This is a genomic window from Serratia sp. HMSC15F11 (assembly GCF_001808215.1).
Lineage (GTDB): Bacteria > Pseudomonadota > Gammaproteobacteria > Enterobacterales > Enterobacteriaceae > Serratia > Serratia nevei.
On record NZ_KV792395.1, the window covers coordinates 94,133 to 106,582 of the forward strand.

11 protein-coding genes are annotated in these 12,450 nt (G+C 51.6%); 2 read left to right on the plus strand and 9 right to left on the minus strand.

What is annotated here, in order from left to right:
* Window positions 1-67: 67 nt before the first annotated feature.
* Window positions 68-400, minus strand: coding sequence for a type II toxin-antitoxin system RelE/ParE family toxin (locus tag HMPREF3138_RS03055; RefSeq protein WP_038872483.1), 333 nt, complete (start codon window positions 398-400; stop codon window positions 68-70).
* A 31-nt stretch (window positions 401-431) separates the two neighbouring features.
* A complete protein-coding gene (locus HMPREF3138_RS03060) occupies window positions 432-659 on the minus strand; it encodes a type II toxin-antitoxin system Phd/YefM family antitoxin (RefSeq protein WP_038872484.1) in 228 nt (75 codons plus the stop codon).
* A gap of 134 nt (window positions 660-793) precedes the next feature.
* Between HMPREF3138_RS03060 and HMPREF3138_RS26085 the strand changes: the two genes are divergently transcribed.
* Entirely contained in the window at window positions 794-1,036 is a 243-nt protein-coding gene (locus HMPREF3138_RS26085) for a hypothetical protein (RefSeq protein WP_139145114.1), read from the plus strand.
* A 97-nt stretch (window positions 1,037-1,133) separates the two neighbouring features.
* Here HMPREF3138_RS26085 and HMPREF3138_RS26090 read toward each other — a convergent pair whose 3' ends face one another.
* From HMPREF3138_RS26090 to HMPREF3138_RS03070, 3 genes are all read right to left on the minus strand, one after another.
* Window positions 1,134-1,328, minus strand: a complete 195-nt coding sequence (locus HMPREF3138_RS26090; RefSeq protein ID WP_139145115.1) for a hypothetical protein — start codon at window positions 1,326-1,328, stop codon at window positions 1,134-1,136.
* Window positions 1,329-1,486: 158 nt separating this feature from the next.
* Window positions 1,487-3,601: a peptidase domain-containing ABC transporter gene (locus HMPREF3138_RS03065; protein ID WP_033644081.1), complete on the minus strand. Its 2,115-nt coding sequence runs from the start codon at window positions 3,599-3,601 to the stop codon at window positions 1,487-1,489.
* The gene (locus HMPREF3138_RS03070) at window positions 3,594-4,871 is read right to left on the minus strand and encodes an HlyD family secretion protein (RefSeq protein WP_033644082.1); all 1,278 of its coding nucleotides are present in this window, start codon (window positions 4,869-4,871) and stop codon (window positions 3,594-3,596) included. Before HMPREF3138_RS03070 ends, HMPREF3138_RS03065 begins: the two co-directional genes overlap by 8 nt.
* Before the next feature lie 320 nt (window positions 4,872-5,191).
* Between HMPREF3138_RS03070 and HMPREF3138_RS03075 the strand changes: the two genes are divergently transcribed.
* Window positions 5,192-5,509 carry a hypothetical protein gene (locus tag HMPREF3138_RS03075; protein ID WP_079007635.1) on the plus strand — a complete coding sequence of 106 codons (318 nt, stop codon included), beginning with the start codon at window positions 5,192-5,194 and terminating at the stop codon, window positions 5,507-5,509.
* Between the two features lie 77 nt (window positions 5,510-5,586).
* Here the strand turns inward: HMPREF3138_RS03075 and HMPREF3138_RS03080 are convergent, their stop codons facing one another.
* The 4 genes from HMPREF3138_RS03080 to guaB form a co-directional block, all read right to left on the minus strand.
* Window positions 5,587-7,212, minus strand: a complete 1,626-nt coding sequence (locus tag HMPREF3138_RS03080) for a cholesterol oxidase substrate-binding domain-containing protein (protein ID WP_070558783.1) — start codon at window positions 7,210-7,212, stop codon at window positions 5,587-5,589.
* 128 nt (window positions 7,213-7,340) lie between these two features.
* Window positions 7,341-8,144 (minus strand): helix-turn-helix domain-containing protein, encoded by an 804-nt coding sequence (locus HMPREF3138_RS03085; RefSeq protein WP_033644341.1) that lies wholly within the window; start codon window positions 8,142-8,144, stop codon window positions 7,341-7,343.
* A gap of 1,098 nt (window positions 8,145-9,242) precedes the next feature.
* Window positions 9,243-10,820 carry a glutamine-hydrolyzing GMP synthase gene (gene guaA / locus HMPREF3138_RS03090; RefSeq protein WP_021504498.1) on the minus strand — a complete coding sequence of 526 codons (1,578 nt, stop codon included), beginning with the start codon at window positions 10,818-10,820 and terminating at the stop codon, window positions 9,243-9,245.
* A gap of 103 nt (window positions 10,821-10,923) precedes the next feature.
* Window positions 10,924-12,387 carry an IMP dehydrogenase gene (gene guaB, locus HMPREF3138_RS03095; protein ID WP_038872489.1) on the minus strand — a complete coding sequence of 488 codons (1,464 nt, stop codon included), beginning with the start codon at window positions 12,385-12,387 and terminating at the stop codon, window positions 10,924-10,926.
* Window positions 12,388-12,450: the final 63 nt, after the last annotated feature.

Below are 12,450 nucleotides of genomic sequence, written 5' to 3' on the forward strand. Positions count from 1 at the left end.
CTGGAACCGGCCAGGCTGCATGCGCTGTTGACACAGTGGGGGGCCGGCTAGCGCATATTGAGGGCGATCAGGCCATGATCAGACGCTTAAACAGCAGCTGCTGAATGTCCTGCCGATGTGACAAAATCGCATGTGCTGTTACCACCCTTCCGTCGACAGAATACAAAACCCGGTAACCTTCAGGGTGGTTAAACTCCCGGTACTTTGCGCAGCCGATTTTCAGCAGCTCGGGGCAAATCTGGCATCCCTGTGGAAACTGGCCAACGATGCGCTCAAACTGAGTGAGAATATCTGCAATCACTGGGCGTGGTTCGACATCAACGCGACGGAGATGGTTCACTATTGTGTCGATACAGTGCCTTACCGTAAGCGTGTACTCAAAGGTCACCTGCTGTTCCATTGCAATCCTTTAATGTTGAGCACTGTAATGCTTAAAGCCCATCCAACAGCTGTTCCTTTGAGAACACGCGCCCTTCCGCTTTATCTTTCTCTGACAGCGTCAGCAATTTCAACAGAGCAATGGCGTTCTCTCGCTCCTGCTGCTGCTCATAGGATTCTATCACGTAGGCGGGAACCCCATTTTGCGTGACCAGGATAGGTTCAGAGAGATCGAGCGTGGCCGCGTTTTTTTTAACGTAGCTGATGGTCTCTACTTTCATCGTGCCCCCAAGCGCTACCAATCATATTAAGGTCTGAATATAGTCTATATTTAGACCAAAAACAATAATCTGCTTCAAACCTCATGATTGAAGCGAGGCAGAAAATAGCATAGCCATATAAAGAAAAATCCTCTGTGAAAACAAAAGATGGTATAGGCAAGCGAGACGAATCCGCCCTATCTACCAGCGCCCCCTTTTCGTCATCAGTTACCCTGACCTTATTCGAACGCCTGCCGGACGTGAGCGGCGCCATGGTCAGCGGCGAGTTCAACTCGCAAGTTCTGCAAGAGGCCGAGCAGGAAGGCTATCTGGTGCTGCGCAAGCCGCTGGAACCGGCCAGGCTGCATGCGCTGTTGACGCAGTGGGGGGCAAGTTAACTACACAGATGGCGCAGGTTATCCGCCAGCAATAAGGCAGGCTCAATGAATAAAACATTAAGCCTGCCGCATTTTACGTGGCGTTATCTAAATACGATTAATCGCATTTAGGCGGTTCTGGTTTGCAAACCGGCGGCTCAGGTTTACATACCGGCGGTTTTGGCGTGCAATCGCCCCAGGCATTATTCCACGCGTTTCCCCAGCTGTTAATCACTTTGCCGATAATAGCCAGACCCAGGCCAATCGTTGCGCCGTTCACCTGCTGAACTTCTGTTGAATTTAATTCTCTCATTTTTCATCTCCATTCACTAAAAAGAATCAATTTAAAATACTGCTTTTTATGAACCGTCGGTTCACGCTTTAGGTATAAGGCGCTCGATAAATTAATTCAATAACGAAAATCTTAATTAAAGATGAAATAAATATAAAATTTTATATTTCATCAAACAATTACGCCATTGCATTTACAGGCTGCAAAGTAATTACCCGATCTGCCGATGCAATCGTCGATGGCCGATGAGCAATGATAACGCGGGTCATTTTCAACGAGGATATGGCTTCGTTCACCCTTTTTTCATTGTCCAGATCCAAATGACTGGTGGCTTCGTCCATAAACAGAATACTGGGCCTTCGATATAACGCGCGGGCGATAAGAACCCGCTGTTTTTGCCCGCCGGAAAGGCTCCCCCCCAATTCGCCCACCAAGGTTTCATATCCCATCGGCATTTTCATAATATCGTCGTGAATATTGCAATGCTTGGCGCATTCAACGATAAATTCCGTATCGGGATGAGCATCAAAACTGCATATGTTCTCGGCAATTGAACCGGCAAGCAGTTTATCTTCTTGCAATACACATGCGATGCACTCCCGATAATTATTAATGCCGATATCATGAATGTTAATGCCGTTGATAAACAAGCGCCCTTCCGTCGGTTCCAACAGCCCGCACATCAGCTTCATCAACGTGGTTTTGCCAACGCCTGAAGGCCCGACGATCGCCACGCTTTCTCCCGCCGCGATCTGCAGGCTGAGCCCGGGGATCACTGGGCGCGAAAGGCTGTCATATTGATAAAGCAGATCGCGCACTTCAAAAGTCACCGCCTCGTTGGGATTGCATATCTTGCGATAGGGCTTTTCTTCCTCTGTCGTAGAAAGCACGATGTCCGCCAGCCTTTCATTATGCAAATTCAGCATTCGCAGCCGAATGACCATATCGATAAGATTTGACGCGCGATCGGAGAATTGCCCCCGATAGGCATTAAAGGCGACAAACATGCCTAATGTCATTTGACTGTCGATCACTAAAGACGCGCCCAACCACAAGATAACGATTTGATCGCAGGCCGCAAGAAACGCATTCACGCCGCCAAAGAACATATCGAGCTTCGTTACCCGAATATTGGCGTTTGCCGTATCGATATTTAAATTTAACCAGAACTGCGAACGCGTTCCCGCCAACCCCAACGACTTCAGCGTCGCGATGCTGTACAGCGTCTCCATAAAATGTGAGCTGGCTTTCGCCGACTTCACCAATTGCTCCTCGGACGCTTGCCGATAATAGCGATAGGTCGAAAGGCGCAGCAGAACATATAAGACCGTAAAGCCGGAGGCTACCCACACCAGCCAGCCGCCGTACATGAACATCATGATAAATACGCCGACCGACATGATGCCATCAATGATGCTGGAAACGATACTGGTGGTAAACGTGGTGCGAATGGCGTCCAACGAGCCAAAGCGCGATTGAATATCACCCAGCTTGCGCTTTTCAAAATAGGCAAGCGGGAGCTTCATCAGATGATCAAACAGCCCTGATTTCCACTGTATATCGATCAGCGCGCCCATCACGATGGAGATCCACGAGCGAAACATCGAAACGCAGGTGCGGAACAAGATAAAAAACAGTAAACCGACGCAAATAATGACCAATAAATTATGGTCGCCGGCCTGGATGACGTGGTCCATCACCAACTGAGTCCCGACGGGCATCAGCAGGTTGACGGCCTCAATGACCAGCGACAGCGCGAAAATTTTTACCAGCGCGCTTTTAAGACCGGTGACATTGCTGAGCAGTTTTCTAAAGTGCAGGCGATTTTTCTGCACCACAGGCGTGAATTCACTGCTTGGCCATACCTCTAAAGCGATTCCGGTAAAATGAAGGGAAAACTCCTGCAGGCCGATAACCCGGCGGCCAAATGCCGGATCGTGCAGGGTTATCCGTCCACCGCGAATGTTGACCAGGACCACAAAGTGATTCATATCCCAGTGCAATATGCAGGGCCTTTTCACCTGGTGAATCTCATCCAGGCTCAAGGATAGAGCCCGCGTTTTCAAATTGAGATTCTCGGCGATCGCGATCAGCGAGCTCAGGGTGGCGCCGCGGGCCGAGATATCAAACTTCTGGCGCATCGACAGCATATCGATGTGCATGCCGTAATAGCCGCACACCATCGCTAAACTGGCCAGCCCGCATTCGGCGGCCTCCGTTTGCAAGACCTGCGGCACTTTTCTTCTGAGCGACAGGTTCAGCTTGCCAACGATATTCTCATAAACTTTATTCACGAAGTGGCCCCGACACACTGTTTTTCATGTCATAAAATGGCGCGAACATCCATTGGTAGATAGGTCTTTTTTCCAGGAAAAGCGTGGCTTGCGCCTTCATGCCGCTTGAAAGGTTCAGCTTCTTTCCCTGATAGCCAAACTGCGTGTTATCGATAGCCACCAGCACTTTGTAGTACGACTCAACCAGTTCAGCCGATTGTCGAGTTGGCGAACTGCTGTAAGTGGACATTTCCTGAATCGATGCGGGAACATAAGCGATGCTTTCGATCACGCCGGGAAACTGACCAAATTTTTCATACGGGAAGGCGTCATAGCGAACGTTGATGTGATCGCCTCGGCTCACGTAAGGCACGCTGCTGTTGGGCAACCATAAAACCAAATAATAGATGGCATGATTACTGGGGATTAATTGCGCCAGGCTGTCTCCCGTATTGACCATTTGCCCAGGCGTCACGCTGAGCGATTCAACGCGCCCGTCCGCCGGCGCATTGACAATCAACGAGCCGCTGGCGTCCGCTTCGGCCAGCTGCCGCAGGAGATCATTGCGCTGAAATTGATATTGTGAGATTTGATTATCGAAATCGGACGCTCTTGTCGCGAGATCGCTATTCAGGTTAGTTATCTGCAAAGACTCTTGAATGCTTTGGTTATAGAGACTGTGGAACGTACTCTGCTGCTGATAGTAGAGGTAAACCTGGTTATTCAGCTGATCCCGATTAATGAGCCCCTTACTGCGATACTCATCGTAATTTTTCATGGTTTCGCGCATGAAGTTAACGCCGTTGCGTGAATTTTCGACCATCTGTTTGGACTGGCTGTGCGCCAGTTTATATTGGTCAATCTGCGCTTGCAGATTGACCAGGGTCGTTTTCTTGTTCGCCTCCAATTTGGCGATGATGCTATCGACCTGCGCCAGTTGATTTTCTATCGCCTGCCGCGTGCTTGCGCTGACGGTGCCGGAATCCGTCACCCTGCTGACGTCTATCTGATAAAGATGCTGCCCTTTTTTTACCTGATCGCCCACATTGACAAAGCGTTGTGCAATGAATCCCTGCTGAGTAGCAAATATGTTGACCGATCTTGGCAGCGTCGTGACCTCTCCGCCCACGCTGATACGCCGGGTATAACCGCCATAGGTCACGAAAATGATCAGCACAGAAACGAATGAAAGTGAAATGCCCGCGATGACCCAGGCCGGCAACCCTGCAATTAACAATGCTTTTCCTGCCCATTTAGAACGACTGTGCGATAAGGCCTCTTCCCTAAACAAATTCTGACCTCTCCATATATAACGACACCGTTCATTTTTATCTTTTCCCTGGCCCAACACGGCGCTTATTTAGATTTAGTCTTTGTTGGCAAAACCCACAAGTAATAATAATCTTAAAAAAACACAAAACTGCTGAAACGTCACAAAAAGTGCGACCCTAATATTAGCGACGGCGTTATGAGTTGCATATTTCAACGCCGACCTCTTTAATCTAAGCGTATTCTCATCAAGCCGTCATTCACAGAGGCTGCGAGAATTAAGCGGCGAAACGCTTTACGTTTCGTTCCTGAGGCATAGGGATAAAGTTGAAAGGATTTACTATGAAAGAGCTAAATACTGCAGAGATCGAAATCGTTTCTGGTGCGGGGATTATTTCCGATACGGCAAGCTTTGTATCAGGATTTGCCGGCGATGTTATCATTGATACCGTAAAATTGGCCAATGATGCGCTTAATACCCGATTGATCTCTTCCGTAGGCCAAGGGTTCAACGCGATCGGTTTTGGCTTGGGCGCCGTTCATAATGTCGCGGACTCGCTTGGCTATGCGGCATTTAAAAGCGTTGCAGCCGTAGGCTCCCTGCTGGGCGGGGATGCAAGCCGTATCGAATATCATTACGAGAAAGAATGGGGTGCTTGAAAACAAGCGGCTCCCTCTGAAAGGTTAATGATGCTAACCACCTGCCCAATCAGGTGGTTATTTCAATTACGCACTCACTAACTCTTCTGTTTGAAAACCGCTTTGGTCAATGGAGAGGAGAACACGTTGTGCGGATCGTACTTATTCAGCACGTTGCAGGCATGATTCCAACTGTCATTGTTCCCTGCCCCTGCATTAAAGCTGCGCGGAATGTTTTCTTCGAGTACGGTTTTATCCTGCCACGCGGCCTGTGACGTATAACCCCAGCCTTTACTCCACTCTACGCGAACCGTCGCATAGTCGCCCGCATAGTGGCTAAAAATCCATTTTTCCATTTCACTGTAGAATTTATTGGCATCCGGCGTATCGGGCATGGTCAGAATATCCAACCAGATCGCGACATCCCATTCCGGATGGGATTCAACGGGGCGAATGGCCGAAAGATCGGGAGCAATGGCATTGGCCACCGCGCTCTCTTTTGCATTGTCCAATCCGGTGACGCGAATTTCAATCGGGCCATTCATCGGAAATGAATTCTTGCTCTGGTAATCGGCCACCATTTCTTCATATTTTTTCGTGAAATCGTGCAATACGTTTTGAATATTGCTCCGCTTCGTGATTATCGCGTAACCATTGGCCGTCACGCGCAGCGTTGTCGGCTTCACATACAACAGCAGATCCTTGCTCCACCCCCACAGATCCGCCGACACGGTGGCCCCTAAACCAATGCTGACCAACTCCATCTGCGCCTTGCCGAGTGTCGGGGTCAGCTCCGGATGACCATTATTGATTTTTTTAATGATATCGGAAATTTTAACCGGCAAATTATCCGAGAACGGATAGTTAAATGGACCATTAACCGGTTTTGACACTTTTGGGAAGCTGTCTTCTTGCTTCCACACTTTCAGCCATGGTTTTTCCGTGAACGGGAACCAAATGACTTCAACGCGCCCGCACAGATCCAAGAAATGGCTGAAGGTATTTTTTGTCGTGCTTGCAGTGGAAAAAAGATCCGCCGCGGTGACATTAACATAACTTTGACAGCGTAAACGCCGGTTGCGCGGCACCTGCAGCGTCACTTCGCTGATAAAAGCCCGGCCGACATGCACCAGGAATGCCGAGCTCTCCGCATTATCACGCGTAAACTCCTTTAATTCATACTTCGACCGCGCCTGATCCCAGACGACAGCTTTTAGCGACACCACGCTATTGCTCACGGAACCAAAGCTGGCAAACTCAGCCAGAGGCTCATCTTTTGCCGGAATGCAGGTTCCATGGCCGCCGATGGCGAGCACGCCGCCCAGGGTCAGATCGCCAGGCGCCGGCGTCGCGTAAAAGCCGGGTTTCTTTTTTTCTAATTCAGTGAGCAAAGCCTGCATTGTCACCCCCGTTTGCGCGGTGACGTATCCATGCTCTCCCACTTTATTGATTGAGATGTTTTTGAATTTCCTGGTGAGGTCGATCAGCACGACATTGCTGTTATCCTCCCCGTTTGCAATAACGAGCGGGGACCAGTTGTGCTTGATGCCAACCGGACGCACGCAATATTTATTCTCATGCGCCCAGTTAATTACGGCCAAGAGCTCATCCGTATTTTGTGGATAGCAGGTCAGAATATGATTGCCGGAGATTTCTTTTGACCAATTAACAAAATTGACATACTCATAGCCCACAGGGAACGTGTTCAAACTAGAACTAGTCATAACTGACTTCCTTTTAAAATTAAAATAGATAGAGATAAAAACGGCAACAGCCCGAGCGCTAATTGATCACCCTGATAAGCACCTCCTTTTCCTTGGGATAATCCCTCTGTTTTACTGCCCGAATAGCGTCAAGACTTGCCAATATAAATCAACACTTTGACGTTAATTTCCGCGTATTGAAAATTCTTTTCTTTATGCAACTCAATTAAAAAGCCGTTTCTTATTCGCACGCCAAGCAAAGGAAGATAGGCGTCATAGATGCTGTCAAAAAAAACCAGGTATTCGTTCAACCTGCCGTTAAACTCGAACAACAAATACTGCCCTCTTATCAACGTCAGATTGCGTGTCTCGTAGTACCCTTTGCTGAGCGTTACTTCCCAACCGGATGAAGCCAACTTTACCGTGCGCATTGACGTATCGGTATTTTTCCCTGTGCGGCTGCCGTATTTCTGTCGCTCCTCTCCTCCAGAACTGGAAGCATTCATCGAATGATAGAGAAAAAACTTATATCCCTTAAGCAGGTATATGTTCTTGGGCATTTCGATAAAATGATATGCTGACGGATTTTGTATTAAAAAGGGAGGGAGATGTTTGGAAAAGTCCCATTCCTGGCTCGTTCTAAAGTCCTTTGGGCTTTCACCGAAAAAGCGTTGAAAGGCGCGGCTAAAAGCCTGCTGGGAGCTAAAGCCGATAGCAGTAGCCACTTCCAATACTTTTAAATCAGACTGTTTGAGCATGACGGCAGACTTGCTCAGACGCCTATTTCTAATATACGTCGCTATTTTCATTCCCGTATAACGCTGAAACATTCTTTGCAAGTGCCATTTCGAATAACCAGACAAATCCGATAACTTTTCTATCGAGAGATCATGCTGTATATTCATCTCGATCAAATTAACTAGCTCGACCACAATACTATGCTGGTAACTCATAATGACATCCATGCCCTAACAAAACCCACCCTCAAACAACCTGCTCATTGGGCTTTTATCCATTAAAATGAAAAACAAAGCGCTGCCGCAATCATGCAATTAGGATTAGAATGTGAAAAACGATGAACCTTTTATAATTGATTGACAGAGAGATACTTCTTTTTGGGTAGACATCCTCCTTATGACGTTATTGGTATAATTCTTATAAAGCTTTTCCCTGGTGAAGGCTTTTCCTGTCTCTTTCATCTTGACCAATATCCATCCTGACGTTGTGCAACTAAGCAGTCAAAAGAAAGCATGTCCTGGCATCCGTTGATAAATCGTTTGCCTCCCTCTCGGCGGTGCATTTTAATACCCTTACATTTAGAGTAGCCTATGTAGATAGCTTAGAAAATATCAAATGCCAGATAATTACACAGTTCGCACTTTATGTTACGACAATAATTAAAAGACAAGAGAAATCATATAATTAGAATTTCAACTCCAAGCAATGAATGCCGATAAAACGTAGGAATCGCCCTTGAGAAGGGTTATTAAATACAATAAAACCGCTGATTTCCTCAATAAAAACAGAAGGAAAGATTTATAAAATAAGAAATAGACTAATTCATCGCATCCTTCTGATATATTTATTCGTCAGACCAAGTCTTTCAGAAAAATCCCATAAAAGGGCGCACGGAGTCCTTTTATTTTCGCAGAGGATTAATTAGCTACGCCATCGCCCGATGCCGATGAGTCGACGCGCCTCAATACGGCAATTCATTATGCCGCGGCCCGGCGGATACGGTGAATAAAGCCCCGTTATCCGACGACATCATCGCACCGGCGAAGTGCGCGTGGTTGCAGAATACCGTTCTGCGGATAGGCGCAAAGCCGAGATGGAAAACGCCGCGCCTCAGAAAATGAGCCGTAAGCAAAGCGCAGGCGGCTCCGTGCGGGCTGTCCTCTCCATTCGCGCCTCTCTCAACCCAGCCCTCTTGCGGATCGGAGGCCGTCTACGGCACAGGGCGCCAAACATCGGGCATAAAAAAACCCGCCGTTAAGCGGGTTTGGTTCTCATGTGCGGTTCACTGACGCCAGCCTACGCCGGACGCGGGATTACTCCCACTCGATCGTCGCCGGCGGCTTGCCGCTGATGTCGTACACCACGCGGGAGATGCCGTCCACTTCGTTGATGATGCGGTTGGACACGCGGCCGAGGAAGTCATACGGCAGATGCGCCCAGTGCGCGGTCATGAAGTCGATGGTTTCCACCGCACGCAGGGAGACCACCCAGTCGTATTTGCGGCCGTCGCCCATCACGCCGACCGAGCGCACCGGCAGGAACACGGTGAACGCCTGGCTGACTTTGTTGTACAGGTCGGCTTTGTGCAGCTCTTCGATGAAGATGGCATCGGCGCGGCGCAGCAGATCGCAGTACTCTTTCTTCACTTCGCCCAGCACGCGCACGCCCAGACCCGGGCCCGGGAACGGGTGACGGTACAGCATGTCGTACGGCAGGCCCAGTTCCAGGCCAATTTTGCGCACTTCGTCTTTGAACAGCTCTTTCAGCGGCTCGACCAGGCCCAGCTTCATCTCTTTCGGCAGGCCGCCCACGTTGTGGTGCGACTTGATCACGTGCGCTTTGCCGGTGGCGGAAGCGGCGGATTCAATTACGTCCGGGTAGATGGTGCCCTGCGCCAGCCATTTCACCTGCTCTTGCTTGCAGGCTTCTTCGTCGAACACTTCAACGAACACGCGGCCGATGATTTTACGCTTGGCTTCCGGCTCGTCGACGCCCGCCAGCGCGGTCAGGAAGCGGTTTTCCGCCTCGACGTGCACGATGTTCAGGCCGAAGTGGTCGCCGAACATTTCCATCACCTGCTTGGCTTCGTTCAAGCGCAGCAGGCCGTTGTCGACGAACACGCAGGTCAGACGCTTGCCGATGGCGCGGTGCAGCAGCATCGCGGTCACGGAGGAGTCAACGCCGCCGGACAGGCCGAGGATCACGTGGTCTTCACCCACCTGCTCGCGGATGCGCTCGACCGCATCTTCGATGATGGTGGCCGGGGTCCACAGGGCTTCACACTGGCAGATGTCCAGTACGAAACGCTCCAGCATGCGCTGGCCCTGACGGGTGTGGGTCACTTCCGGGTGGAACTGCACGCCGTAGAAGCGTTTTTCTTCGTTGGCCATAATGGCGAACGGGCAAGTGTCGGTGCTGGCGACGGTCACGAAGTCGGATGGGATCGCGGTCACTTTGTCGCCGTGGCTCATCCACACGTCCAGCAGCGGTTTGCCGGCCGGGCTGATGGCGTCTTCGATGTCGCGCAGCAGCGCGCTCTCGTTGACGATTTCCACCTGCGCGTAGCCGAACTCGCGTTCGTTGGAGCCCTGCACATGGCCACCCAGCTGCATCGCCATGGTCTGCATGCCGTAGCACACGCCCAGTACCGGCACGCCGGCGTTGAACACGTAGTCAGGGGCGCGCGGGCTGCCGGCTTCGGTGGTGCTTTCCGGGCCGCCGGACAGGATGATGCCGCTTGGGTTGAATTCGCGGATCTGCTCTTCGCTAACGTCCCAGGCCCACAGTTCGCAGTAAACGCCGATTTCGCGCACGCGGCGGGCGACCAGTTGGGTGTATTGCGAACCGAAGTCCAGTATGAGGATGCGATGCTTATGGATATTTTGTGTCATGTGAGGCGAATTCCAGCAACAAGAGAAAAAGAGCGAAAATGTATGTTTTCGGGATGGGGCTTAGCGCCCCACCCCGGCCTCTCACTCAGGAGAGGTTAAGGCATTAGCCCATGCGGTAGTTCGGCGACTCTTTGGTGATGGTCACGTCGTGCACGTGGCTTTCCTGAATGCCGGCGCCGCTGATGCGCACGAACTCCGCCTTGGTGCGCAGATCGTCGATGGTGGCGCAGCCGGTCAGGCCCATGCAGGAGCGCAGGCCGCCCATCTGCTGGTGCACGATGGCTTTCAGCATGCCTTTATAGGCCACGCGGCCTTCGATACCTTCCGGCACCAGTTTGTCGGCGGCGTTATCGGTCTGGAAGTAACGGTCGGAAGAGCCTTTGGACATCGCGCCCAGTGAGCCCATGCCGCGGTAAGATTTGAACGAACGGCCCTGATACAGCTCGATTTCGCCCGGGGATTCTTCGGTGCCCGCCAGCATGGAGCCGACCATCACGCAGGATGCGCCCGCGGCGATCGCTTTGGCGATGTCGCCGGAGAAACGGATGCCGCCGTCGGCGATAACCGGGATGCCGGTGCCTTCCAGCGCTTCCACCGCGTCGGCGATGGCGGTGATCTGCGGTACGCCCACGCCGGTCACGATGCGGGTGGTACAGATAGAGCCAGGGCCGATACCCACTTTCACCGCGCTCACGCCGGCTTCAGCCAGCGCTTTGGCGCCCGCTGCGGTCGCGACGTTGCCGCCGACGATCTGCAGATCCGGGTATTTGGCGCGGGTTTCGCGGATGCGCTGCAGCACGCCTTCGGAGTGGCCGTGCGAGGAGTCGATCAGCAGAACGTCAACGCCTGCCGCCACCAGCGCGTCAACTCGCTCTTCGTTGCCGGCGCCGGCGCCGACCGCCGCGCCCACGCGCAGACGGCCGTGCTCGTCTTTACAGGCGTTCGGTTTGCGTTCCGCTTTCTGGAAGTCTTTAACGGTGATCATGCCCAGCAGGTGGAAGCTGTCGTCCACCACCAGCGCTTTTTCTACGCGCTTCTCGTGCATCTTCTGCAGCACCACGTCGCGCGCTTCACCTTCTTTCACGGTGACCAGGCGATCTTTCGGCGTCATGACCGCGGTGACCGGCTGGCTCAGATCGGTCACGAAGCGCACGTCGCGGCCGGTGATGATGCCGACCAGTTCGTTGTCTTCGGTGACGACCGGGTAACCGGCGAAGCCGTTGCGCGCGGTCAGCTCTTTCACTTCCTGCAGCGTGGTGGCCGGGGTAACGGTCTGCGGGTCGGTGACTACGCCGCTTTCATGCTTCTTCACGCGGCTGACTTCTTCAGCCTGGCGCTCGATAGACATGTTTTTGTGGATGAAGCCCAGGCCGCCTTCCTGCGCCAGCGCGATGGCCAGGCCGGATTCGGTAACGGTATCCATGGCTGCGGACAGCATAGGGATGTTCAGGCGGATGGTTTTGGTCAGTTGGGTGCCGAGCTCTGCGGTGTTAGGCAGAACCGTGGAGTGGGCTGGAACCAGGAGGACGTCGTCAAACGTCAGAGCTTCTTTAGCGATACGTAGCATGGGCAATATCTCACCAGGGTGGGCTGTGAAAAAGATAAAATATTGCCGCGGCATTATACAGAG

What these genes read in the sequence shown, in the direction of transcription:
- HMPREF3138_RS03055 (WP_038872483.1), bottom strand. Translation starts at nt 400, where the DNA reads ATGGAACAGCAGGTGACCTTTGAGTACACGCTTACGGTAAGGCACTGT.
- guaB (WP_038872489.1), bottom strand. Translation starts at nt 12,387, where the DNA reads ATGCTACGTATCGCTAAAGAAGCTCTGACGTTTGACGACGTCCTCCTG.
- HMPREF3138_RS26090 (WP_139145115.1), bottom strand. Translation starts at nt 1,328, where the DNA reads ATGAGAGAATTAAATTCAACAGAAGTTCAGCAGGTGAACGGCGCAACG.
- HMPREF3138_RS03075 (WP_079007635.1), top strand. Translation starts at nt 5,192, where the DNA reads ATGAAAGAGCTAAATACTGCAGAGATCGAAATCGTTTCTGGTGCGGGG.
- guaA (WP_021504498.1), bottom strand. Translation starts at nt 10,820, where the DNA reads ATGACACAAAATATCCATAAGCATCGCATCCTCATACTGGACTTCGGT.
- HMPREF3138_RS03060 (WP_038872484.1), bottom strand. Translation starts at nt 659, where the DNA reads ATGAAAGTAGAGACCATCAGCTACGTTAAAAAAAACGCGGCCACGCTC.
- HMPREF3138_RS03085 (WP_033644341.1), bottom strand. Translation starts at nt 8,144, where the DNA reads ATGAGTTACCAGCATAGTATTGTGGTCGAGCTAGTTAATTTGATCGAG.
- HMPREF3138_RS03080 (WP_070558783.1), bottom strand. Translation starts at nt 7,212, where the DNA reads ATGACTAGTTCTAGTTTGAACACGTTCCCTGTGGGCTATGAGTATGTC.